Consider the following 25,451-nt stretch of genomic DNA (forward strand, 5'->3'; position numbering starts at 1 on the left):
GATAATCGAGTAAGATGTCAAAGGTGGATTTTTGAAAGGGATACTTGACCAATTTTCTGGTTTTTTCATAAATGATAGATGAATATGTGAAAACTTTTTGAAAACAGCAATGTTTTTTGTCGCACAGTGTCGAAAAATGTGATTTTATTTGTAACCTGGATCAGTTTCCCTACGTATTATGAAGTATGTATAAGAACATGGAGGCAGTTGAATACTATGGTCAGTTTAACAGTCCATATCGTTATCGCCTCTGATTACCAATAATACTTAAGCAAGTCCTAACCACACACAATTGTGAAAGCGAGGCATATATGTCATGAAAGCTACTGGTATTGTTCGTCGTATTGATGATCTTGGACGTGTCGTTATCCCTAAGGAAATTCGTCGCACGTTGCGCATCCGCGAGGGAGATCCGCTTGAGATCTTCGTTGACCGTGATGGAGAAGTAATCTTGAAGAAATACTCTCCAATTGGTGAGTTGGGCGACTTCGCTAAGGAGTATGCAGAATCTCTATATGAGAGCACAAACCACATTACACTTATTTCTGACCGTGACACTGTAATTACAGTAGCTGGTGGTTCCAAGAAAGAATTTTTGGACAAGCAGATCGGCATGTTGTTGGAAAACTGCATGGAAAACCGCAAGACGGTTACAGAAACAAATGCAGGTACTTATGAAATTGTAAAAGATAGCAGTGAGACATTGTCTTCTTATGTTATCGCTCCAATTATCTCTGGTGGAGACCCAATTGGTACAGTTGTATTGATGAACAAAGATGAGTCCGTGAAAATGGGACTTATGGAACAAAAAATGGCTGAGACAGCTGCTGCTTTCTTGGGCAAGCAAATGGAACAATAAGATTCCACTAATGAAACAGTCAGAAGCACTCCCATTTTAAATGATGAGTGGTTCTACCTATACTTAAGCAAATTAGACTCCTTGTCGTAAGCGGGCGCGAAGGCGCACACGTTTATGCGACGGGAGTTTTTTGCATGCTGCCGGCACAAATCTATACAGCTGATTGAATTGGATGACATGGTGTTGGTGTGTATAGGACGGTCATATAGAATTTGTAGAGGTATTTACATATGTATACGTATAAAGCAGTCTGCACTGACACATGTTGAAGATAAGAACACTCACAGGAGTGCTGTAGAGCTGATATAACTGACAGCTTATCTCTTAAAGGGCGTTGTTGTTGGTGGACGTGGGCAGTGTAAATGCTTATAATACTTCACGAAATGATTCGAACTTTAGAACTTTATTAAAGGCGTGATTGGTCGTGAAGAAACAACATACGGGCCATACAGGAGTTGTTGTGCAGGGAGCTTTATTGTTGGGCTTGGCTACCGTAACGTCCAAGCTGCTTGGAACCCTACAGAAGATTCCACTGCAAAATATTGCGGGCGATGGTGTGTTTGGCATTTATAACACGGTATACCCATTTTATATTTTATTAACGGTAATTGCGACAGCAGGTATTCCTGTAGCAGTCGCTAGGCTAGTTGCAGATACGGAAGCTGTTTACGATCGGACAGGCACGTATCAAATAGCTGCTGCGGGCCTTATCATGATGTCTATAACTGGTGTCGTCGGTTTTGTGGCTATGTATATGGGAGCAGGAAATATCGCGGGTTGGATTGGCAATATGCATACGGAAGCAGCAATTCGTGCTTCGTCATATGCGATGCTGATACTGCCGATATTAGCGGTTCTGCGCGGCTATGATCAAGGCCGGGGCCGCATGACAACAACAGCTGTATCACAGGTTGTGGAGCAGACGGCTCGTGTCATCGTCATGATTGTGCTGCTGCTTGTCTTGTATGTTTATGAATCGACCGAGGCGGAATTAGCTGCCGGTGCCACATTTGGTTCATTTGCTGGTGCATTATTTGCTTTTATTGTACTGGTTGTTACCATGGTACGGAGAAGATGGAGAGCCGTACAGGATATGCGAGCTAAAGGCACTATTATGGCAGCTACGATGCGGGATGCCATATCGAATATATCTGGTGTTTGGCTGTGGATGAGGCGCCTCGCATGGACGGCACTACCTATTTGCCTTGGCGCTGTCGTAGTGCCCATGATGAATGTAGTAGATACGTTCACGCTTCCGCGTTTGCTACATGCAAGCGGTTCAAGTGAGCTCGAGGCGATGGAGCAATTTGGTGTATATAGCCGAGCATTTCCGTTGGTTCAGCTCGTGACGATGGTTGCTAGCTCGCTGGCGGTGGGGCTTGTGCCAGCGCTAGTTCTAGCTCAGCGGAGTGGTGACGCTAAGCAGGTGCAAAGCTTGACGGCGGCTGCGATGAAGTGGACGTGGCTGCTTGCCGCTGCTTCTGCGGTCGGATTGACCGCCTTATCGGCGCATGTAAACGCCGCTTTGTATATGGAGGACAAGGGCACGCTTGTCTTCGTGCTCGTGGCCTGTACAGCGCTGCCAGGCGCTCTGCAAGCAGTATGTGCTGCGATGCTGCAGGGTGTCGGTGCTGTTGTTTCACCAGCGCTGCATCTGCTGGTAGCGGCGCTGGTGAAGGTGAGCCTGAACGTCTGGCTTGTGCCGACGTTGGGCTTGGAAGGCGCGGCATTGTCCGCGCTGGCATCGCTTAGCGTTGCAGCGATGCTAGGAGCACGCTCGCTTGCGCGTGCAGGCGGCGCAGGCCCTAGTGTATGGGCCTGGGGCTCAGCGCGCTTAGCGCTGGCGCTAGCCGCTATGGGCGGCGCGGTGTGGCTAACGGCCACCGCGGTTGCCCACCTTTGCGGCGGTGGCCGTGGCGGTGCCAGCGCGGCTACCGCCATAGGCGTCCTGCTCGGCGCGCTGTTATTCGGCGCGCTCGCAGTGATGCTGCGGCTTGTGCGGCCGGCTGAGCTTGCCGCACTGCCGAAAGTAGGCCAGCGTCTAGCTGCGCTGGCCACGCGCTTAACGCGCGATAAATAGGCTGTGATGCACTGCGCCACAGCCTAGGCACGCAGTGCCTAGCTCGCGCTGCTGCATGCCTCTAAGCGCAGCAGCATGGGCACTTACGTGCACGAAACATTGCTTATACACGCATCACGTATTGTGGTGCACTATAGCTTATTTCTACTACCTTTAGCCCAAGAAGGAGGCTGTATTCACGATGAGCGGACAAATAATCGCCGTCGGCCTAGGCTCCGGCGACGAGAGCCAGCTGACGCTCGGCATAGCCAAGCAACTGCGCGACGCAGCACATCTATACCTTCGTACAGAAGACCATCCTGTTGTTGAATGGATTCGTGCAGAAGGCATCTCCTATACAACCTTTGATAGCGTATATACGGAGCATGAAAGTTTCCCAGCAGTGTATGATGATATTACAGAGCGGCTTATTGCTAAGGCGCTTACTACAAAAGGTACAATCGTTTATGCAGTGCCAGGGCATCCTCGTGTGGCTGAATCGACAGTCAGCCTACTATCGGAACGCTGTCCATCTAAAGGGATTGAATTAACCGTACTTGGGGGAGAAAGCTTCCTCGATCAAGCCTTTGTTCGACTCGGCTTTGACCCCATTGATGGCTTCCAATTGCTCGATGCAACGATGCTTAATCCAGCATCCATATCTCCACGTTTGCATATCGTCATCGGACAGGTGTACGATATGTTTACAGCTTCAGATGTGAAGCTTAGTCTCATGGAAGTGTACCCAGATGACTATGAGGTCGTTGTAGGACATGCTCTAGGTGTTCACGGCGCAGAACAAATTGTTCGCGTGCCGCTCTATGAGTTGGATCGCGTAGAAGGATATGGAAATCTATCTCTCATTTATGTCCCACGAACAGAAGATGAAGCCGTACGCAATAGGACATTTGAACGATTGCATGAAATCGTCGGTATTTTGCGCAGTCCAGATGGTTGTCCATGGGATCAGGAGCAGACGCATCTATCTATTCGGAAAAATTTGATTGAAGAAACGTACGAAGTGTTGGAGACGATTGATGATGACGATCCGACTGCGATGCAGGAGGAGCTTGGAGATCTGATGCTCCAGATCATGCTTCACTCCCAAATGGAAGAAGAGGTAGGCAGCTTTACGGTGTATGATGTCATCCAAAGCTTGAATGAAAAGCTACTCTTCCGTCACCCCCATGTATTTGGTGACAAATCAGCAAATGATGCTGAAGCAGCGCTCAAAAATTGGGAGCAAATGAAGGCAGAAGAGAAGCGTTTGAAGGGAGCCGAGCAGGCTTCTGCGTCCGTTTTAGACGGTATACCGCGTGATATTCCAGCCCTTATGAAAGCTTACAAAATCCAGAAGAAGGCATCAAAAGTTGGATTTGACTGGGAGCGCGTAGAAGATGTACTTGACAAAGTAGCAGAAGAATTGCAAGAATTGCGAGAGGCTATTCTTTCAGACGACATAAGTCAAGAGGATACGCTGCTAGAGCTGGGCGACTTGCTGTTCGCTGCTGTGAATGTATCTCGCTTTATCGAGGGAGATCCAGAAGAAGCCCTTACAGGCACGAATCGCAAGTTTGTAAAAAGATTTCGCTATATAGAAGAGCAACTTCGTATAAACGGAAAATCTTTTGACCAGACTGATTTACTAGAAATGGAGAAGTGGTGGCAAGAGGCTAAACTGATAGAATCGTAATCCAAGCGAGCGCTGGCTCTTATAATTCCTTAATTTTCGTCAAATTTCGAAAAAGTGCCGTGCTTGGGGAGGAATTTACTAATTAAGCAAGAATACATACATGCAACGTATTTCATACTGCTTGTTAGTAAAGACGATTGCAGGTTTGCGGTTGCCGCAACAACTCTATTATTGATTTAAAAAATTGGGAGGCCAATAGACATGAACAAAACAGATTTGGTGAACAACATTGCAACGAAAAGCGGTTTGACTAAGAAAGATGTAGAAGCAGTATTGAACGGTTTCTTCGGCGAAGTAACTGACGCACTTGTTAAAGGTGACAAAGTTCAATTGATCGGCTTCGGTACATTCGAAACTCGCAAACGCGCTGGCCGTACTGGTCGCAACCCGCAAACAGGTAAAACAATCGAGATCCCAGAATCCACAATTCCTGCATTCAAAGCAGGTAACAAGCTTAAAGAAGCAGTTAAGTAATGAGACTCGATAAGTTCCTGAAAGTATCTAGACTCATCAAGCGACGCACTGTTGCTAAAGATGTATCTGGACAAGGGCGCGTTGTGTTGAATGGCCGCGAAGCGAAGCCTAGCAGTGCCGTAAAAGTAGGCGACGAAATTATGGTTCAGTTCGGGCAGAAATACGTAACGGTCCGTGTTGAGCGTCTCCAAGAGACGACCAAGAAGGATGAGGCCGCTGGCATGTATACGCTGCTACGAGAGGAACCGATTCCAAAGCAAGATGATTTTGGATGGTAAATGAGTAATGAATAGAGGCAATCGTGATGCTGTTGGAAGGCGGCTCGCGATTGCCTTTTTGTTATTTAGAATTTAGTCTAAAATAGGTTTTAAATGGAAAGAAACGAGATATAATGTGATCATTACATATGGAGGATCATAGGTACGAGTCAGCTACTTCTTAAGTCAGTAGGGGTAGCAGATGATTGCGAGGGTGTGTTATACTGACCCTTACAACTTCATCAAATCCGTACGTACGCGTACGGGAGAGGTTCGCAATCTCCCTCTATAAAAAACTAAGGCCACAGCTCTATTAGGGTAAATGTAAGCTCTAATCCGCGCTGTATTTGTTGACGTTTATTTCGGGAGATGTGCGATGCACATCTCCTTTTTTGCGTCTACATAACAGGTCTGCCTTTCTCCGATTGAGGGAAACGAAAGGATGAGACAATCAAGATGAAACAAGACAAAGCGGTCGTCGTCTTCAGCGGCGGTCAAGACAGCACAACCTGTTTATGGTGGGCGTTACAGCAATTTAAAGAAGTTGAGGCTATTTCATTTGACTATGGCCAACGGCATCATACGGAGTTAGAGCATGCAACTCGCATCGCAGAAGAGCTGAATGTTCGGCATCGCATTTTGGATATGTCGCTACTTAATCAGCTGGCGCCAAATGCACTTACTCGCAGCGATATGGAAATTGAGCATGAAGATGGGGAACTGCCGAATACATTTGTAGACGGGCGTAACTTGCTCTTTATTTCCTTTGCGGCGGTCTATGCGAAGCAATTAGGAGCGAAGCATCTAATTGTAGGCGTGTGTGAAACGGACTTTAGTGGTTATCCAGACTGTAGAGACGTATTTATTAAGTCATTGAACGTAACGCTCAATTTATCGATGGATACGAGCTTTGTTATTCATACGCCTCTTATGTGGCTAGATAAGGCGCAGACTTGGCACATGGCAGATGAGTTGGGAGCACTCGACTTCATTCGCGAAAAGACAGTTACGTGCTATGAAGGATTAGTTGGGGATGGCTGTGGAGTATGTCCAGCATGCAAATTGCGCCGGGCTGGTCTAGATACCTATTTAAAAGAGCGGGACCTGCATTGTGCACCTAATCCGCAAGCTCAAGGGTGCTCAGTTGCCACATCTAAAACGGTGGAGGCGAGTGGATGAAACAGCCGGGAGCATTCCGTATCGTTGATCAGCTTCAATGCTATGGTGTAGATATTGAAGGGCATCAACTGCGTTACAAGCAGAAAAGAGTCATGGTCAGCAAGGCATTTACATTTGACGCTGCGCATCATTTGCATGCATACGAAGGTAAGTGCAAAAACTTGCACGGGCATACGTATAAAGTTGAATTTGGTATTAGCAGCATGATTAACGACATTGGTCTAGCGATTGATTTCGGAGACATTAAACATATATGGAAAGAGCGGATCGAGCCTTATTTGGATCACCGTTATTTGAATGAGACGCTACCGCCTATGAATACGACTGCAGAAAATATGGTGATTTGGCTGTTTGAACAGATGGATGCTGCATTAGTCGTAGAGCCATATAAAAGTGGTTGTATAGGTGGCAGAACAGAGTTTGTTCGTTTGTATGAAACCCCGACTAGCTATGCAGAAGCTAGACGAGAGTGGATGATGGAATGAGTACAATACAACGTGAGCTGCTAGACAGAGAGAGGCGGAACATGCGTCTTCCTGTGCTAGAAATATTTGGTCCTACTGTGCAGGGGGAAGGGTTGCTTATTGGGCAAAAGACGATGTTTGTACGAACGGCAGGCTGTGATTACCGTTGTTCTTGGTGTGATTCTGCATTTACGTGGGATGGAAGTGCCAAACATGACATACAGATGCTCACAGCGGAGCAAGTATGGGAACAGTTGCAGCAGCTAGCAGCAGGACGATTTTCACACGTGACGATATCTGGGGGCAACCCAGCATTGCTACCACAGCTTGATGAGCTTGTCCTCCTTTTGCAACAACGAGGTATTCGCACAGCTGTCGAAACACAGGGCTCCAAGTGGCAGCCATGGCTTGCAGGGATAGACGATGTAACCGTGTCTCCGAAACCACCTAGTTCGGGTATGGATACAGATTGGAAACGGCTCGACGAAGTCATGAGCCATTTATCTCGTGCCGAGCGAACAGCGGTATGTTTGAAGGTTGTCGTGTTCAACGAACAAGATCTTCGTTATGCCATTGCCGTTCATGAACGCTATCCCACGGTACCATTTGTTCTTCAAACGGGTAACGATGCCGTACAGGCTGATGACGATATGGCGTTAGTAGAAAGCTTGCTGCGACGTTATGAATGGCTAATTGAGCAAGTGTCGGCAGAATCAAGGTTAAATGACGCTAGGGTACTCCCCCAGCTGCATACGCTTGTGTGGGGGAATAAGCGCGGAGTATAAGTTTCTAGGTAGTCTGTAATTTCAAAGCAATATTTCCGATAAATAAAGGAGTATGAATCATGACAATGGCAGGACGCACGGAAGCAGAGCTTCCACTAACTCATTTGGGTCAACATACAACGTACAAGTCCACTTATGCACCAGAGGTGCTAGAGTCTTTTCCAAATAAACACCCGTATCGGGACTATTTCATTAAATTCAACTGTCCGGAGTTCACCAGTTTATGTCCGATTACAGGACAGCCGGATTTTGCGACTATTTATATTAGCTACATTGCAGATGAGCGCTGTGTAGAGAGCAAGTCTCTCAAGTTGTATTTGTTTAGCTTCCGCAATCAAGGTGATTTCCATGAAGACTGTGTCAATATTATTATGAATGACTTAATTAAGCTCATGGATCCACGGTATATAGAGGTGTGGGGCAAGTTCACACCGCGTGGGGGGATTTCGATAGACCCTTACTGCAATTATGGTAAGCCAGGTACCAAGTATGAGCAGATGGCTGAGCAGCGTTTGATGCAGCACGATCTATATCCTGAGAAGGTCGACAATCGATAGTGTAGCAATCGTTCAACTTATATAGAGTTCTATTTTCGCTCCCCTCCTTCATAGGTTAATAAAGAGAAGGAGGGGTACATGCCATGTTAGAACCGAACAAGGCTGGCAAGCGGCAAGAAATTAAGATGATGAATCGAAAAGTATTAGAAATCAGTGGCGTTAGTAATGTCGAAAGCTTTGATAGTGAGGAATTTCTGTTGGAGACCGACAGCGGGTTCTTAACGATTAAAGGCCATAATCTTCATATTAAAAATTTGAGCTTGGAACAAGGCCTTGTAGCGATCGAAGGCGTGGTCAACTCCCTGACCTATTTGGACGCGAATCAAACGGATAAATCAAAAGGTTTTTTTGGGAAGTTGTTTAAGTGAGCCTTTCTCTGCATAGCCAGTGGATAACAATGCTATTTATGTTCGTTAGCGGCCTTACACTTGGTATCGCTTATGATGCTAGTCGAGTTGTTGCAGGACAGCTTCGCATCCCTCGATGGATACTACCCGTTATGGACATCCTATATTGGATAGCAGCCACTTGGTTTGTCTTTCATATGCTCATTAAGGGCAATCAGGGAGAATTTCGGTTCTACGTCATACTTGGACTGGCTGTGGGCGCGTGGACTTATGTCGTTTTGTTCAGCCGCGTGACGGTTGTTGTTGTAAACTGGCTTGTCCAAGCGATAAAAGTAATCGTGCGAATGGTACAAAAGCTGCTATATATTACGGTCTTTCTCCCCTTGAAAGGGGTCGTGTTTTTCATATATTATATATTCCGTATATTGGTAAAGACGGCTACTTTCCTCGGAAAAGTTGTGCTAAAATGTATTCAGCCCTTATGGTGGCTGCTGCAATGGTTGTTGCGCCCGCTTGTAGAGCCGGTATGGCGTCGCCTTGGCATGACTGAGCGACTGATTCGTCTTAAGCAATACGGGGGAAGAAGAGTAAGAGCTGCTTCACGATTGTGCAGACGAGCAACAACATGGTGTGCAAAATGCTGGAACCAATTGCGCAACTGGCCTAACCGGAACAACCAAGCTTGAAAGGGGGACAACCTATGCGAGACTACCGGAAAGATAATAAGAGCAGCCGTTCAACAGCACGAATGACATCAAACAGATCCAATACGGGGGCACCTTCTGGTGTGCATAAGACAGTGAAGCGTCGTCTTCAACTGTGGCTGTTGTTCATGGTCGTGTTCTTGGGTTGGGCGGGGTATACGTATGTCAGTCAAATTTTCCAATTAGAGGACATGCAGAAAGAGTATGCCCAGAATGAGGTCGAGAAAAAGAAAGCCGAACAGATTCGCAATGATCTTCAGCATGAAGTGAATCGACTGGATGACCCTGAGTATTTACTTGATATCGCACGCAGCAAAGGTATGACTTTGCCAGATGAGCGACTTATCCGCACAGAGGAAGAATAGGCTCATAATCGGGACATGCGTCAGTTGACCAAACTTGCGCCATTACAGTATAATCACGACATAAGCTGTACTTTGCATATGATATACAGAGCTCTTTGTACATGAATGATTCGCAGTGAGCAAAGGTTCTGGTTATTCTGAGCAATGTGCCGTTTAACATTTTAAGGGAGGAACGTTTTATTCTATGACAATTGAAGTGGGCACCAAGTTAGAAGGCAAAGTGACAGGCATTACGCATTTCGGAGCGTTCGTTGATCTGTCGGGAGGTGTCACGGGACTGGTTCACATCTCTGAGATTGCCGATAACTACGTCAAGGACGTCAATGACCATCTGAAGATCGACGATGTCGTTATGGTCAAAGTTATTAACGTCGATAAGGACGGTAAGATCGGTTTGTCTATTAAGCAAGCGGTCGATAAACCTGCATCTGAACAGCAGCAACGACCACCAAGAGGTCCACGTATGGATCGTCCAAGTGGCGGCGGCGGCAGAGAAGGCGGAGGAAGACCAGGAGGATTTGGGAATCGGGATCGGGGAGGACGTAGACCGTCGTTTAACACCCCTTCTTTTGAGGATAAAATGTCACGTTTCCTTAAGGACAGCGAAGAGCGCATTTCATCGCTCAAGAAGAACACAGAAGGCAAACGCGGTGGCCGTGGCGCTCGCCGAGTGTAGTCCGGTTTAAGTTTACCGCATTCCATATATAGCACACAGAACCGCTGAGAGTTTATGCTCTCAGCGGTTTTTCTTTGCATAAATAACCTAAAATATGCGATGCGCCTCTTATTATGGGGCATTTTTTAGGGAAAAGCCCCGTCTGCGTGTAAAAGTAACGACAACGATTGAAGTGACAAAGTGTCACAACACTTCTTTTGTCGTCCTGCTCACTCTTTGCGACAGCTTCTCCCTTGATAATTTGCAAGATCAGGGCGTTTTGCCGTTCATGGGTGTAGCGGATTGCGACAAATAGGCGATACTTCTATTGGTCTATGTGTATAGGGTGAGGGCTAAAACCCCTTGACGCATCTATAATCGACGGCTGCGCGCTAGTGGCTCAGTACGTGTCGGAAACTTTTTGGTATACAAGATCATGTTCTGACAAACGTTTCCTATTTGTCTATCTATAATAAGAGACACAAATTAAGAGATTAGGTGGTGCATCGAACATGAGCAAGACAAAAGTGATTCCTTTTCCAGTTAATAGATTGAATGAGGCATTCCAACAACATGCTACTACATTGGAGGCCGGGGCTAAGCGTTGGCGTTATGAGCGGTTTAAGCAATTGATCGGCACGCGCAAATGGACCATTATCATTCTATGTGTTGGATTTTTACTAGGAAGAGCGGTCATCTTAGAAGACTTGTTCCCGTTTGCTTCTGCCTTCTTTGCGGTTATGTATTTTACAAGGCCGGAAATGGCCATATGGAGCGGAACAGCTGTATTGGCGGGCAGTTTGTTTGCCTCAGAGCCGACGACTGTCATGATTGCTATGCAGCTTCTCGTTATCGTTCTTTTACAGCGTGGTTTAAAGGCCTATGAGAAATCAGAGTTAAACTATGCACCATTTATGGTGTTCGGTGCTAATTTACTCGTTCACTTATTTATGACGTTTGTTGTGGATCGTTTCACTTGGTACGGTTTCGCGATGGACGTTACTGATGCGATGCTCGGTTTTATGCTGACACTTGTATTTGTTCAGGCGCTGCCAGTCCTCACGCTATCTAAGCGTAACTACACACTTCGTATTGACGAAGTTGTCTGCCTCATGATTTTACTCGCCTCATTAATGACAGGAGCAGTAGGATGGATCATACAAGGACTCCAAGTTGATCATGTATTATCCCGTTATCTTGTCATGCTCTTCGCCTTCGTTGGCGGTGCTCCGCTTGGCGCATCAGTCGGGGTTGTGCTGGGGCTCATCTTGAGCTTGGCTGCACCAGGTTCGATGATGCAAATGAGTCTATTGGCATTTGCCGGCTTGTTAGCTGGATTAATGAGAGAAGGCCGGCGCTGGGCAGTCGCGTTCGGCATGCTATTGGGAACTGCCATCTTATCCGTTTACTTGGGCCCTTCAACAGGGGCACTTACTTCAACTTGGGAAACGATCGCAGCAGCGACTTTATTTCTACTTACCCCGCGCGGATTAACTTTAACCTTAGCCAAATATATACCGGGGACACAGGAACATCTCAAGTCCCAACATGAATATGCAAAAAGAGTACGAGATATGACAGCTGAACGTGTGATGCAGTTCTCTGAGTTATTCAAGCAGCTATCGAAAAGCTTTAATCAGCTCACAGGATATGGAGAGATGCGCCGTAAAGAGGAGGAATACAATTCGTTCATTGCGGCTGCATGCGATAAGACATGCAGTGGCTGCCCGCGTCAAAATGCTTGCTGGAGCAGTAAGTATTTACAAACGGTCACATGGATGAATGAAATGCTGCATGCCGTGGAGGAAGAGCCTGATTTCCGTGAACGGCAAATCCCAAAACGATGGAAAGATGCCTGCCCTAAAGCAGGACAAGTGCTGCATGTCATGAAGGATCAAGTGGAACGCTATCGTTCAGATCAAGTATGGCGCAAGCAAATTCAAGATAGCCGTACGTTCGTATCTGAGCAGTTGGCCGGAGTATCCAAAGTGATGGATGATCTTGCTCAAGAGATTCAGCGGGAAGGGCGAGAAATGTTTATGCAGGAGGAACAGATCCGGCATGCGATGGAGGAGTTGGGTCTGTCTGTTCATCACGTAGATATTTTATCGCTTGATAGAGGTCATGTGGAAATAGAAATGGTTCATTCATTTACGGAAGGTTACGATGAGTGCCGTAAATTAATTGCGCCTTTATTGTCGGATATTTTGGGAGAACAAATATCAGTTCGAGATGAACGATCAACGGCTGTGGAAGGAGAAGGACTTGTTACATTTGTATCTGCAAAATCATTTGAAGTAGCAGTAGGTGTAGCTGCAGCAGCTAAAGGAGGGGGAATTTTATCCGGTGACAGCCATCATGCTGTGGAGCTTGGTGGGGGAAAATATGCGGTTGCATTGAGTGATGGAATGGGGAATGGGGAGCGAGCTCAATTAGAGAGTAGTACAGCGCTAACTGTGTTATCTCAGCTGCTGCAGTCCGGCATGGATGAGAAGTTAGCTATTCAATCCGTGAATTCGATCCTCATGGTTCGTTCACCTGAGGAGGTATATGCGACGGTCGATCTTGCCGTCATCGATCTCTATTCTGCACAAACTACGTTGATGAAAAGTGGGTCTATCCCGAGCTTTGTGAAGAGTGGAGGAGATGTTCATGCGGTAGCCATCGGCAATTTACCACTTGGTATTTTACAAGATATAGATGTAGAAGCAATGCATATGACACTGAAGCCAGGAGATCTACTTATTATGATGTCCGATGGTGTTTATGATGCCCCAGGTCCAGCGCTGAACAAAGATATTTGGCTGAAGCGGCTTATTGCGGAGATGGAGACGGACGAACCGCAGGAAATTGCAGACGTGCTACTCGATACGGTTGTTCGCTATTCCCAAGGCGATATTGTTGATGACATGACGGTTGTTGTTGCGCGTCTAGATCGTCATATACCACAATGGGCAACCTTATATTGGTCAGGAGGGGAGAAGCAGTTCGAGCGTCCTCTTACAGTAAGCTAGATAACAGGAGGTGATATAAGATTAAAGCTCTCTCTATTCGGCAACACTAGTAGCGAAATAGAAGCTAGTAACTATCGATAGGAGGGCAATACCTATGTTAAAACAAATACTACTTATTACGGATGGGTGCTCAAATGTTGGTATTCAGCCAGCAGTGGCAGCGGCACAGGCACGTGAGGCTGGTATTGTGGTAAATGTAGTGGGAATTGTAGACGATGGTACCATTGGCGAATATGGAGCGGCTGAAATAGAAGAGATTGCTAGAATGGGGGGCGGTGTTAGTCGAGTTGTGAATCAAAGGAATTTGTCCTATACGATTCAGCAGATGACTCGTAAGACGGTTGTCCAGACGATTCATCAAGTCGTTAATCATGAACTGAAGCATATTCTAGGAAGGCAGGAAGGAGGAACGTCTGTGGAAGCACTGCCACCTTCGCAGCGAGCCGAGGTGGTTCGTGTTATGGATGAAATGAGCGAACAATCCTCCTTGAGAGTTGCTTTGCTTATTGATGCAAGTGCAAGTATGAAGCCCAAGCTTCCGTCTGTGGAAGAGGCGATACGTGATTTGATGCTTAGTTTACAGGCACGGCAGGGGAAAAGTGAGATTGCTGTGTTTCACTTTCCGGGTAATCACAGTGATGAGCCGGCTAAGTTGGATGTGGAGTGGGCGAGTGATTTAAGTAAAATGAAGCGACTGCTGCATCGAATCCCGATGCGAGGAACGACACCTACAGGGCCTGCCCTCTTGCATGTGCTGGACTATTGCCAATATGATAGTAGTTATAATCATAGTGAACAATATGGCGACATACCTGCTCGCCAACATGAATATGGATCGGACGGGGTATGGAGTGACTACGTCTTATAATCGGAACAATAGAAGTTTTCAAATGAAGCAGCTACGTAACGAAAAGCTTAGCACAGGTGCTGTCATTACAGGATTATGGAATAAACGAAGCTATCGCATTGAGCGATGCCTTGGACAAGGCTCTAATGGAGTCGTTTATCTTGTCGCGGCGTTAGCTGAGGATGAGAGCGTTAGGACGGGGAGTACTCGTTATGCGTTGAAGTTAGGGGCTGATACGATCGAGTTTCAGTCGGAGATCAATGCTATACGTGCTTTGGAGCTTGGACTGAATCAGGGGTTGAATCATCATCGAGGCAGCCCCCTTTCTCCTTATTTCATTGAAGCAGATGACTGGGAAGCGGGAGTCGGTAAACGCCCTTTCTATGTGATGCGTTACATATCAGGGCAATCTGTGCAGTCGTTTGTAAGCAGTAGAGGCTCTGACTGGTTTGGGCCATTGTGTGGCCAAGTGCTGGAGCGGCTTGCAACGCTGCATGAGCAAGGCTTTATTTTTGGTGATCTGAAGTTGGAGCATATTAAGGTCAAGCCAAATGGTGACGTAGATCTGATCGATTACGGCGGGCTTACTCAGCTGGGGAAAAGTGTTAAGCAATTTACGGAATGGTATGATCGTGGATTCTGGAATGCCGGCTCTAGGGCGGCTGATGTCGGCTACGATCTGTTTTCGTTTGCCGTAATGACGATCCATTTATGCCAGGACAGCGCATTTAAGCGAGTCATGAAGGGCTCACTTCCGCAGACCCGTCAGATGGATGAGCTGCTTCATATCATTGACTCCAATGCTGTGCTCATCCCTTATCGAGAATGGTACTATAAGGCGTTGTCAGGTAAATTCAGTGATTCAAGAAGGGCTTTTCAAGAATGGCAGCGAATAACAAGGCAAGTAGGGCGAACTATACCGCGTAGACCTATACCCACTCCAAGTTGGTTGAAATGGTCATTTGGTGTCTCTATTCTTTTATTGTTAATTAGTATCGGATATTGGGCTTGGCATGAGCGTTGGATACAAGATTTGCTGATGTCATGATTATGTAATTAAAATTTATGAGCGGATGAATAAACCATAATAGTATTGGTTAATAGGCTGGAGGACCAACAATGACAGCAAGCAAGGCAGATCATACAGAGGGATGGGCGCATTGGCTTGAGGAACGGGCACAGTTGCTACAACAGCACTGCTCATGGAAACAAGGAGACAGTGTAGTGCTGGCTGTATCTGGAGGTCCAGATTCCATGTTGATGATGCATATGTTTGCTGCCCTACGTCAACATGTAGATGTTGCCCCTAGGCAGGTCATTGTTGCACATGTCCATCATGGGTTTCGAGGAGAAGAATCGGACGTAGAGGCCGAGCTTGTCCGTAGAGAGGCACAATTAATTGGACTCCCCTGTGAGATCGCAAGGGTAGATGCACCTTCTTATGCAACAGAACAAAAGATGAATGCCCAGGCAGCAGCAAGAGAGCTGCGTTATACATATTTGCGTCAAATCGCAGGAAAATATGGAGCTTCCTACATAGCATTAGCCCACCATGCTGACGATCAAGCAGAAACCGTTCTGATGCGTATGTTACGCGGGGCAGGGACTGGCGGCTTGGCAGGTATGTCTTGGAGACGGGCAGATGACACACAAAGTAGTAGCGTCTCTCTTGAGGCAGCACCTTTATTCCATTACATAAGACCGTTGCTGGATATGCGAAAAAAGGACATTGTCGACATATGTGCACAAGAGCAAATTCAATATGCTGAGGATAGCAGCAATGAGAAAAGAACGTATTTGCGCAATCGTTTAAGATTGGATATTATGCCATTGCTTGAACAGGAGAACCCTCAGGCTGTACACTCCATTTGTCGGATTGCAGATACGCTCCGAGCCGATCATGACTGGATGGAGCAGGAAGCAAACGCGTGGTATAGCAGCTATGTTGAGAAGTGGGATGTAGAGACAGGTGTACATATTTCCAGTGTCAGGAATCATGTTTCGAGGGTCGAGGTATATCGAACGCTCTATGAAGCGGGATGTATCGTGGCACGAGAGGACTTTTTGAAGCTACATGTCGCTTTACAACGTAGATTGATTAAACTAATATTAAATTATCTTTATAAAGTAGCGGATCCGATTGATTATGACACCATTGAGCGCGTTCGACTAGCAACGCTACGTGACGTACCTTCCACTTGGAAGACGGATATAGGCCAAGGCATGGAATGCCGACGTGAATATGGCCAACTGCTCTGGCTACGACCATTTCCCCGCATGGAACAGTTGAATGAGGAACAGACCATAACTTTGCAGCGTCCTAATGAGGCAGGTTGTGTGGTTATTCCGTTCCACGCCTCAACGCTTCATTGGCGTATTACATCGCGGAAATCAAGCAGCTCGACAGCAGTTGGGACATATGATGCAGCATTCGATGCAGATGCATTGGAATGGCCAATCCGCATACGCACAAGGCAGTCTGGTGACCGGATGAGGATTCAAGGACTAAATGGAAGCAAAAAGGTGCAAGATATGTTCGTCGATGCTAAAGTTCCTGCGTCACTACGAGAGGTTTATCCAATCGTAACAGATCGTAACGGAACGGTACTTTGGGTGCCGGGCATACGTCGCTCTGATCAGGCACTCGTGCAGGTTCATACCGACACAATGCTTTATTTGTCTTTGGAGACTAACATCTAGGTAATGTGCATGGCGGATTCCCGTTATCTTGTATGCAGCGCGGCAGATGCCTGCTTGCTGGTTATATGGGTCTATTTCTAATTTTTGTATCGTCTATTGATGTGAATGGCGTATCAAGGTGGAATGGACTACATAAGTATTAGTATTCACTCTAGGAGGGGCCCATCATTGCATAACGACATTGAGAAAGTAGTAATAAGTGAAGAAGAGATTCAGGCGAGAGTAAACGAGTTGGGCGAACAGCTAACTCGCGATTATGCTGGCAAGAAGCCGCTTGTCATTTGTGTACTAAAAGGCGCATTTATATTTATGGCTGATTTGGTTAAGCGCATTGAAGTACCAATGGAAATGGACTTTATGGCTGTTTCCAGCTACGGTGCATCTACAGAGTCTTCTGGAGTCGTTCGTATTTTGAAGGACTTGGATGTTTCTGTTGAAGGTCGAGATGTACTCATTGTAGAGGATATTATTGATACAGGGCTTACATTGAGCTACTTGATCAACATTCTAGAGGGACGCAAGGCAGCTACTATCAAAGTAGTAACCTTGTTCGATAAGCCTGCAAGACGCTCTGCAAATATGGAAGCTGATTACAAAGGATTTGTACTTCCGGATGAGTTCATCGTTGGCTATGGTCTTGATTATGCCGAAGAATATCGTAATCTCCCTTACATCGGTGTTCTAAAGCCACACATTTACAGTAAATAATCAGCAGCATGTCGCACCTATTTGCTGTTGCGTCGAGTTGTGATGGCGAGACATGCTATGATACAATAATTTCGTGTCTTTGAGAGGAGGTAGGGGATGAGTCGCTTCATCAAGAACTCTGGTTTTTATCTAATTATTTTTCTGGTTGTAGTGGGGATCGCCCAGTTTTTAGGCAGTGGGAAAGAAGCCGCTCACAATCCAAGATACGACCAGTTCCGTAAAGAACTAGCAGCCGGTAATATAGAAGAACTTAAAGTTCAATATGAAGGTCGATCCAACCTAGTCATCGGTAAATATAAGAACATTCCTAAAGATGCCCCAGCAGGGACTAAGTCCAAGGAGTTTGTTACTTACATACCGGACACTGATTCGGCTGTAGAAGAGATTACAAAAGCTACTGATACGCAGAAGGATCTGAAGGTTGATTGGGTGAAGATGAAGGAGCCTAGCATTTGGCTAACGCTTTTAACTTCCTTCCTTCCGTTAATTATTATGTTCATCCTGTTCTTCTTCTTGTTTAATCAAGCCCAAGGTGGCGGCGGCAAGGTTATGAACTTTGGTAAGAGCCGTGCTCGCTTGTACAATGAAGAGAAGAAGAAAGTTACGTTTGAGGACGTAGCTGGTGCAGATGAAGAGAAGCAGGAGCTTGTTGAGGTCGTTGAGTTCCTTAAAGACCCTCGCAAGTTTGCAGCACTTGGTGCACGTATTCCTAAAGGTGTCCTGTTGAACGGTCCTCCGGGAACAGGTAAGACACTTCTTGCGCGTGCAGTAGCAGGTGAAGCGGGTGTGCCATTCTTCAGTATCTCTGGTTCTGACTTCGTCGAAATGTTCGTCGGTGTTGGTGCTTCCCGTGTAAGGGATTTGTTCGAGAATGCAAAGAAGAATGCACCATGTATTATCTTTATTGATGAGATTGACGCAGTTGGTCGCCAGCGTGGAGCTGGAGTCGGCGGTGGTCATGACGAGCGTGAACAAACGCTTAACCAATTGCTTGTTGAGATGGATGGCTTCGGTGCTAATGAAGGTATTATTATCGTCGCAGCGACGAACCGCCCTGACATCTTGGATCCAGCCTTGCTTCGTCCGGGACGTTTTGACCGTCAGATTACGGTAGATCGCCCAGATGTTAAAGGCCGTGAATCCGTGTTGCATGTACATGCACGCAACAAGCCGTTAGCTAAAGATGTTAACTTGAACACAATTGCGAAGCGGACAACTGGTTTCACGGGTGCAGATCTTGAGAACTTGTTGAATGAAGCAGCGCTTCTAGCCGCTCGTAAGAACCATAAAGAAATCATTATGCAAGACATCGATGAAGCAATTGACCGTGTCATCGTTGGTACTGAGAAGCGCAGCCGCATGATTAGTGACCGTGAGAAGCGTATTGTGGCGTACCACGAAGCTGGTCATACGATTATTGGCTACTTCTTAGAGCATGCTGATATGGTTCATAAAGTTACGATTATTCCACGCGGTAAAGCAGGCGGATACGTCATTATGCTACCGAAGGAAGATCGTATGCTCGTTACGAAGCAAGAGTTGTTGGATAAAGTAACGGGTCTACTCGGTGGTCGTGTCGCTGAAGAAATCTTCATCGGCGAGATCGGTACAGGGGCTTATAGTGACTTCCAACAAGCAACACGCATCGTGCGCAGCATGATTATGGAGTACGGTATGAGCGATAAGCTTGGTCCGATGCAGTTCGGTAATCGTCAAGGCGAAGTGTTCCTCGGTCGTGATATTGGACATGAGCAGAACTACTCGGATACGATTGCTTATCAAATCGACCAAGAGATGCAAGCTATGATTACCTCTTGCTACGATATTGCAAGAAACTTGCTTAAGAAGCATGAGCGTGAAGTTCATCTTATCGCACAGACGCTTCTTGAGAAAGAGACGCTTGATTTCGAACAGATTAAAGAACTTATCGACACTGGTAAGTTGGCTGATTCGGATACAACAACTAGCGGTCCATCCGTAACATTGAGCAAGAAGGAAACAACGGTTACATCCGAAGATAACGCTGAGAAAGCTCCAACTTCTGTGGAGCAGCCAACGGAATCTAAGGAAGAACCGCATGTGGATATTCTTCCTCCATCGGATAACAATCGTACAAGTGATGTGAAGGTTAATCTGGTTGGTAAGCCTGATAATGAGGAAAAGCCAGCAGTTAATCTTGAACAAACAACGACGAATGATTCTTCAACTCCTGATGTGGAGAAGAAGGGTGAAGATAAGTAAACAACAGTAGCTTAGTCTGCTGTTCATTTAGATAAGAGCACGCCTTTTAGGTGTGCTCTTATTTTTATGCTTTTTTAAATTAGAAAAAATTAGTTTTCGGCGCATCAGGGCGGCTGACGGTGATTAAGCATGAAATATCAGGTGATTAGTTATTACTTGAGCTGTATTTGTGAATTGACACACGTACTACCGTTGTGTAAATTAAGTGTTAATGACAAGGCCAAGGAGTGGGTCCTACGTGCAATTGGAAGCATTGGCATTAGCGCGCAAAGAAGAGCAGAATCGCGAGCTGCGCGAGCGGCTTGAGCAGTTGAAGAAAGAAAGAAACGCTATTATTTTAGCTCATTATTATCAGCGAGATGAGATTCAAGAAGTGGCAGATTTTCGAGGGGATTCTTTTTTATTGGCTCAAAAAGCCGCACAGACAGATGCGGAAGTGATTGTATTTTGCGGAGTTCACTTTATGGGTGAGAGCGCTAAAATACTAGCACCGAACAAAACGGTTATCATTCCTGATGAACGTGCCGGCTGTCCAATGGCAGATATGGTCCATGTTGATGGTCTTCGAAAGTTGAAGGCTCAGCATCCGAATGCTAAGGTGGTTACATATATTAATTCATCCGCTGATATAAAGGCGGAAACCGATATATGCTGTACTTCATCCAATGCGGTGAAGGTGATCGAGTCGTTGGATGCGGAAGAAATTATTTGGGTGCCTGACAAGAATCTAGGTCATTATGTACAGCAGAAGACAGGTCGAGAAATGATTATTTGGGAAGGATATTGTAATACGCACGACATGCTTACAGTCAAGGATGTTGTGGAAATGAAAGCTCAGTATCCGAATGCTCAATTCGTCGTTCATCCAGAGTGTCGCCCTGAAGTGGTTGCGATGGGAGACTTTGTAGGTAGTACAACAGCCATACTTGAATATTGTAGAGATTCAGAATGTACAGAATTTATTGTGGGTACTGAGGACGGAACCGGGTATCAGCTTCGGAAAGACAGTCCTCATAAGTCATTCCACTTTGCTACGAAGTATTTGGTATGTCCGAATATGAAGGTGAACAATTTAAAGAAGCTAGTGAAGTGTTTGGAGAACATGGCGCCGCAAATTTATGTGCCGCCACATGTTGCTGAGCAAGCACGGCTATCATTGGAGCGCATGTTACAGGTAAAGTAGCATGCGCTACTCTTCTGTTCAAGCCTATCGTAAGTTAGTAGAGGTATAAAGATAGAAGGAGTGAACGGTCATGATACCGCGTTACTTAGTTGATTTCTCTTTAGATACCCTGCCACAAGTGGAGACAGATGTTATTATTATCGGAGCTGGTATAGCTGGTCTATATACCGCTATTTTGGCGAGCAAACACTATCGGGTAACACTCATTACGAAGAAATCAGTATTCGACAGCAATACGCGTTACGCCCAAGGCGGCATTGCTGCTGTTATCGCAGATGATGATTCGCCATTATATCATCGACAAGACACGCTTTTTGCTGGAGCAGGTCTCTGTGTAGAAGGAGCTGTAGATGCACTTGTACACGAAGGGCCTGAAGGCGTAAAAGAACTTATGAAGATGGGCACGACATTCGATCTGGAAAATGGAGAGCTTGCCTTAACAAAAGAAGGTGCTCATAGTCACCGTCGTATTCTGCATGCGCAAGGTGATGCAACGGGCTTTGAAATTGTCCGTGCTCTTGCTGACAAGGTAGGAACGATTCCTAATATTGAAGTATGGGATGATCATTTTGCGATAGATCTCATGGTCCATGAGGGCGAATGTCGGGGCGCTCTTATTCAACGGCCAACGGGAGAACGTTTATACTTAACTGGGAAGGCGACTGTGCTATGTACAGGCGGAGCAGGACAAATGTATCGCTACACGACCAATCCTGAGGTTGCTACTGGAGATGGTATTGCAATGGCTTATCGAGCTGGAGCGATTATACAAGATATGGAGTTTATTCAGTTTCATCCCACGGCACTTTGTTATCCAGGTGCTCCTCGTTTTCTAGTATCGGAAGCTGTGCGTGGTGAAGGAGCTATTTTACGAAATATTAAAGGTGAGCGCTTTATGAGTAACTACCATCCACAGCTCGAATTGGCTCCACGTGATATTGTGGCTCGAGCGATTGTAAGTGAGATGGAAGAGACGAAGTCAACCTTTGTATACTTAGATATGACGCATGAATCAGAAGAGATGGTTAAGCATCGTTTCCCAACTATTTATGAAACATGCTTACAGTATGGGCTCGATTTATCTAGTGATTGGATTCCTGTTGCACCAGCTGCGCATTATACGATGGGTGGTGTAAAGACAGATTTAAATGGTGAGACCAATCTAACGCGATTGTTTGCTTGTGGTGAAGCTTCCTCTACAGGTGTGCATGGTGCTAATCGTCTGGCCAGTAATTCACTATCGGAGGCAATCGTATTCGGAAGACGAATCGTGGAGCGCATCGATACACTTGAGCCTATGTCAGAGTTGAATGCAAAGCTAGCGTGTGATGATGGGCGAAAGGACTTGCCGATACAGGCTGTCGTCGAGCGTCGTTTGAAGCTGCAAAAGGTCATGGTTCGTTACGTTGGGCTGCATCGAGATGAACAAAGCCTCAGCAAAGGTCAAGAAGAATTGCAGCGTCAGTTTGGTTTCTTACAAGCTAGATTAACACGGCGAGAAGATTTCGAATTTGCGAATTTACTTACTTGTGCCAAGCTGACCACAGATAGTGCGCAATGGCGGCAAGAGAGCCGTGGTGCTCATTATCGGTTGGATTATCCAGAGCGTAGTGATGAACGGTGGTTGAAGCATACGCTCGTTCAACGGGGACAAGGGATAACAGAGGAGAGAATTGCTCATGTTTAATATCGAACGGCTTATGCTGCGTGATCAAATAACTGCATGGTTACGTGAGGATATTGGTACTGGGGACGTAACGACTGCGTTTACCATTCCTCAAGGTCACTTATCAAAAGGTATTATTCATGCGAAGGAAGAAGGAATCATTGCAGGCCTTCCTGTTGCAGAAGCTGTATTTGAAGTAGTTGATTCTAGCTTGCGATTCCATGCCCTTGTGCAAGAAGGAGATCGTGTTTCCAAAGGGACGGTATTGGCTGAAGTGGAAGGCAATACAGCTAGTATTTTGCAAGGTGAGCGGTTAGCATTGAATATGATGCAGCGTTTATCTGGCATTGCTACTAAAACATCTTCTTATGTACAAGCGATAGCTGATCTTGAAGTTAGACTCGTTGATACTCGTAAGACGACGCCTGGTCATCGTGCATTGGAAAAGTACGCAGTCCGAGTTGGTGGAGGATCAAACCATCGCTTTGGGTTGTATGATGCAGTTATGATCAAGGATAATCATATTAAAGGTGCCGGTGGTATTCGTGAAGCGGTTGCTCGGGCTAAACAGCACATTCCCTACACCATGAAAGTGGAAGTAGAGACGGAATGTTTGGAGCAAGTACAGGAAGCGCTGGAGGCAAAGGCTGATATTATTATGCTCGACAATATGCAGCTGGAACAGATGCGTGAAGCAGTCCGAGTTATTCGCTCCCATTCTCCTCATATATTGATTGAGGCATCCGGTGGCGTAAATCTGGATACAATTCGTGATAAGGCATTAACGGGTGTAGATATTATTTCAGTTGGTGCGCTTACGTATTCGTTCCATGCTTTGGATATAAGTCTTGATTTGAATGAACAGAAAGAAGGTTAACGTTGTGATATTGGTCGTCGATATAGGCAATACCAACATAGTACTAGGTGTGTATGAAGAGAGCACGCTGCTCCATCATTGGCGCTTATCGACTAATCGTCAAGCAACTTCAGATGAGTATGGTGTGATGATCAATAATTTATTCTCGATGGCGGGAGTGGCTATTAACGATCTCGACGGGGTTATCATATCGTCTGTGGTGCCACCTATTATGCGTACAATTGAGGAAATGTGTACGAAATATTTGAAGCATACACCGCTTGTTGTAGGTCCTGGTGTAAAGACAGGATTGAACATACGCTATGAGAACCCGAAAGAAGTAGGCGCAGATCGTATTGTGAATGCGGTTGCTGCGATTGACCAATATGGCGGTCACGGGCCGCTTGTTGTTGTTGACTTTGGTACAGCAACAACTTTTGATGTAATTGATGAGCAAGGTAGTTATTTGGGTGGGGCTATTCTACCCGGTATTGGCATTTCTACGGAGGCACTTTATCAACGTGCAGCCAAGCTACCACGTATTGAATTGACGAAGCCGAAATCAGTCATTGGAAGAAATACAGTGCATTCGATGCAGGCGGGTATTATTTTCGGGTATGCTGGACAGGTTGATGGAATTGTTGGTCGTATTGAAGATGAGCTTGGAACAAAGCCGCTTGTCATTGCAACTGGCGGGTTAGCTGAGATGATAGCAAGTGAATCTAAATCCATCGACAAGACAGATCCGCTGTTAACCTTGGAAGGATTGCGCTTAATTTATCTTCGGAACAAATAAAGTCGATATAATTAACAAACATAACAAATAGTAAATATAAAGAAAGCTTTTAGATGCGTAACCTAAATGGCTGTATTCGCGTCTAAGTGTATGTAGGAACGGGAGGCATCAATTGAAATGATAGAAGTAAATGCAGAACAAACAACGACAGAAAATCGTTCAGACATGCTTGTGCGTGGTATGGCTATGCAAGGACAGGTGCGTGTATTTGCGGTTCGTACGACGAAGCTAGTCGATGAATTACAACGCCGTCATCAGACTTATCCTACAGCTACGGCTGCGCTTGGCCGTACGGTTACTGCAGCTGCGATGATGGGAGCAATGCTTAAAGGTGAAGAGAAGCTGACTGTGCAAGTAAATGGCGACGGCCCAATTGGTAAAATTGTGGCAGATGCCAACGCTAAAGGGGAAGTGCGTGGTTATGCGACACACCCGCAAGTCCATCTTGCAAGTAATAGTGAAGGCAAGTTAGATGTCGCAGGTGCAGTTGGTCGTGATGGATTCATTCACATCATTAAAGATTTGGGGCTTAAAGAGCCTTATCGGGGGAGTTCTCCTATTGTTTCGGGTGAGCTGGGTGAGGACTTTACGTATTACTTTGCTACATCTGAACAAACACCATCAGCTGTAGGATTAGGCGTTCTAGTAGATACCGACAATACGGTTCTTCATGCGGGTGGATTTATTATTCAGCTGTTGCCAGGCTTGAGCGATGAGCAGATTACGAAGATTGAGAAATCTCTAAGTGTGCTGCCGCCAGTGACGACATTGTTGGATCAAGGGCTTGAGCTTGAAGAGCTGCTTGGCCAGATCGTAGATGATGTACAAATCATGGATACGCATCCGATTGAATTCCGCTGTCAATGTTCCCGTGATCGTGTGGAGGCGACATTAATTAGCCTAGGTAAGCAAGAATTGAACGATCTTATTGAAGAGGAAGGGCAGGCAGAAGTCGTTTGTCATTTCTGTAACGAGGCTTATCAGTTTAATAAAGAGGATTTAACTACTTTGGTTGAGCGACTAGACACGTAGGAAGTTAGAG

The 25,451-nt window shown here is 45.9% G+C and carries 24 protein-coding genes and 1 riboswitch; all 24 genes read left to right on the plus strand.

The genetic code is table 11. The features are described 5' to 3' along the window. Positions 1–316 precede the first annotated feature (316 nt). Positions 317–859: a stage V sporulation protein T gene (gene spoVT, locus IFO66_RS20570; RefSeq protein WP_192026922.1), complete on the plus strand. Its 543-nt coding sequence runs from the start codon at positions 317–319 to the stop codon at positions 857–859. Positions 860–1,283: 424 nt separating this feature from the next. Further along, a complete protein-coding gene (locus IFO66_RS20575) occupies positions 1,284–2,939 on the plus strand; it encodes an oligosaccharide flippase family protein (protein WP_192026923.1) in 1,656 nt (551 codons plus the stop codon). A 181-nt stretch (positions 2,940–3,120) separates the two neighbouring features. Then, positions 3,121–4,611, plus strand: coding sequence for a bifunctional methyltransferase/pyrophosphohydrolase YabN (gene yabN / locus IFO66_RS20580; protein ID WP_192026924.1), 1,491 nt, complete (start codon positions 3,121–3,123; stop codon positions 4,609–4,611). Positions 4,612–4,812: 201 nt separating this feature from the next. Then, positions 4,813–5,085: an HU family DNA-binding protein gene (locus IFO66_RS20585; RefSeq protein ID WP_028595195.1), complete on the plus strand. Its 273-nt coding sequence runs from the start codon at positions 4,813–4,815 to the stop codon at positions 5,083–5,085. Continuing rightward, positions 5,085–5,363, plus strand: coding sequence for an RNA-binding S4 domain-containing protein (locus tag IFO66_RS20590; RefSeq protein ID WP_028595194.1), 279 nt, complete (start codon positions 5,085–5,087; stop codon positions 5,361–5,363). Before IFO66_RS20585 ends, IFO66_RS20590 begins: the two co-directional genes overlap by 1 nt. A 241-nt stretch (positions 5,364–5,604) precedes the next feature. Next, positions 5,605–5,648: riboswitch (PreQ1 riboswitch) on the plus strand. Positions 5,649–5,798: 150 nt separating this feature from the next. Then, positions 5,799–6,521: a 7-cyano-7-deazaguanine synthase QueC gene (gene queC, locus IFO66_RS20595; RefSeq protein WP_192026925.1), complete on the plus strand. Its 723-nt coding sequence runs from the start codon at positions 5,799–5,801 to the stop codon at positions 6,519–6,521. Next, positions 6,518–7,006 (plus strand): 6-carboxytetrahydropterin synthase QueD, encoded by a 489-nt coding sequence (queD, locus tag IFO66_RS20600; RefSeq protein WP_192026926.1) that lies wholly within the window; start codon positions 6,518–6,520, stop codon positions 7,004–7,006. The genes queC and queD overlap by 4 nt, the downstream gene beginning before the upstream one ends. A 41-nt stretch (positions 7,007–7,047) precedes the next feature. Beyond that, entirely contained in the window at positions 7,048–7,770 is a 723-nt protein-coding gene (gene queE / locus IFO66_RS20605; RefSeq protein WP_192026948.1) for a 7-carboxy-7-deazaguanine synthase QueE, read from the plus strand. Between the two features lie 65 nt (positions 7,771–7,835). After that, complete coding sequence (gene queF, locus IFO66_RS20610) at positions 7,836–8,327, plus strand: preQ(1) synthase (RefSeq protein WP_192026949.1); 492 nt, start codon at positions 7,836–7,838, stop codon at positions 8,325–8,327. Between the two features lie 83 nt (positions 8,328–8,410). Next, positions 8,411–8,695, plus strand: coding sequence for a sporulation protein YabP (gene yabP / locus IFO66_RS20615; RefSeq protein WP_028595190.1), 285 nt, complete (start codon positions 8,411–8,413; stop codon positions 8,693–8,695). Next, entirely contained in the window at positions 8,692–9,360 is a 669-nt protein-coding gene (yabQ, locus tag IFO66_RS20620) for a spore cortex biosynthesis protein YabQ (protein WP_192026927.1), read from the plus strand. Before yabP ends, yabQ begins: the two co-directional genes overlap by 4 nt. 14 nt (positions 9,361–9,374) lie before the next feature. Continuing rightward, the gene (locus tag IFO66_RS23905) at positions 9,375–9,743 is read left to right on the plus strand and encodes an FtsB family cell division protein (RefSeq protein ID WP_225445944.1); all 369 of its coding nucleotides are present in this window, start codon (positions 9,375–9,377) and stop codon (positions 9,741–9,743) included. Between the two features lie 184 nt (positions 9,744–9,927). Next, positions 9,928–10,419, plus strand: coding sequence for a S1 domain-containing RNA-binding protein (locus IFO66_RS20630; RefSeq protein WP_192026928.1), 492 nt, complete (start codon positions 9,928–9,930; stop codon positions 10,417–10,419). Positions 10,420–10,910: 491 nt separating this feature from the next. Beyond that, positions 10,911–13,412 (plus strand): stage II sporulation protein E, encoded by a 2,502-nt coding sequence (gene spoIIE / locus IFO66_RS20635; RefSeq protein ID WP_192026929.1) that lies wholly within the window; start codon positions 10,911–10,913, stop codon positions 13,410–13,412. A 94-nt stretch (positions 13,413–13,506) separates the two neighbouring features. After that, positions 13,507–14,280, plus strand: coding sequence for a vWA domain-containing protein (locus IFO66_RS20640; RefSeq protein WP_192026930.1), 774 nt, complete (start codon positions 13,507–13,509; stop codon positions 14,278–14,280). Positions 14,281–14,302: 22 nt separating this feature from the next. After that, entirely contained in the window at positions 14,303–15,307 is a 1,005-nt protein-coding gene (locus IFO66_RS20645) for a protein kinase domain-containing protein (RefSeq protein WP_192026931.1), read from the plus strand. A gap of 71 nt (positions 15,308–15,378) precedes the next feature. After that, entirely contained in the window at positions 15,379–16,959 is a 1,581-nt protein-coding gene (gene tilS, locus IFO66_RS20650; protein WP_192026932.1) for a tRNA lysidine(34) synthetase TilS, read from the plus strand. Between the two features lie 168 nt (positions 16,960–17,127). Continuing rightward, the gene (gene hpt / locus IFO66_RS20655; RefSeq protein WP_192026933.1) at positions 17,128–17,667 is read left to right on the plus strand and encodes a hypoxanthine phosphoribosyltransferase; all 540 of its coding nucleotides are present in this window, start codon (positions 17,128–17,130) and stop codon (positions 17,665–17,667) included. 96 nt (positions 17,668–17,763) lie between these two features. Beyond that, positions 17,764–19,908, plus strand: coding sequence for an ATP-dependent zinc metalloprotease FtsH (gene ftsH / locus IFO66_RS20660; RefSeq protein ID WP_192026934.1), 2,145 nt, complete (start codon positions 17,764–17,766; stop codon positions 19,906–19,908). A gap of 244 nt (positions 19,909–20,152) precedes the next feature. After that, positions 20,153–21,091, plus strand: a complete 939-nt coding sequence (gene nadA / locus IFO66_RS20665; protein ID WP_028595182.1) for a quinolinate synthase NadA — start codon at positions 20,153–20,155, stop codon at positions 21,089–21,091. A 70-nt stretch (positions 21,092–21,161) separates the two neighbouring features. Continuing rightward, positions 21,162–22,778, plus strand: a complete 1,617-nt coding sequence (gene nadB, locus IFO66_RS20670) for an L-aspartate oxidase (protein WP_192026935.1) — start codon at positions 21,162–21,164, stop codon at positions 22,776–22,778. Continuing rightward, positions 22,771–23,634 (plus strand): carboxylating nicotinate-nucleotide diphosphorylase, encoded by an 864-nt coding sequence (gene nadC / locus IFO66_RS20675; protein ID WP_192026936.1) that lies wholly within the window; start codon positions 22,771–22,773, stop codon positions 23,632–23,634. The genes nadB and nadC overlap by 8 nt, the downstream gene beginning before the upstream one ends. A 4-nt stretch (positions 23,635–23,638) precedes the next feature. Next, on the plus strand, positions 23,639–24,409 hold the full coding sequence (locus tag IFO66_RS20680; protein ID WP_192026937.1) for a type III pantothenate kinase: 771 nt from the start codon (positions 23,639–23,641) through the stop codon (positions 24,407–24,409). Between the two features lie 117 nt (positions 24,410–24,526). Then, a complete protein-coding gene (hslO, locus tag IFO66_RS20685) occupies positions 24,527–25,441 on the plus strand; it encodes an Hsp33 family molecular chaperone HslO (protein WP_192026938.1) in 915 nt (304 codons plus the stop codon). Positions 25,442–25,451: the final 10 nt, after the last annotated feature.

The organism is Paenibacillus arenosi, from assembly GCF_014841135.1.
Classification (GTDB): Bacteria; Bacillota; Bacilli; order Paenibacillales; family Paenibacillaceae; genus Paenibacillus_B; species Paenibacillus_B arenosi.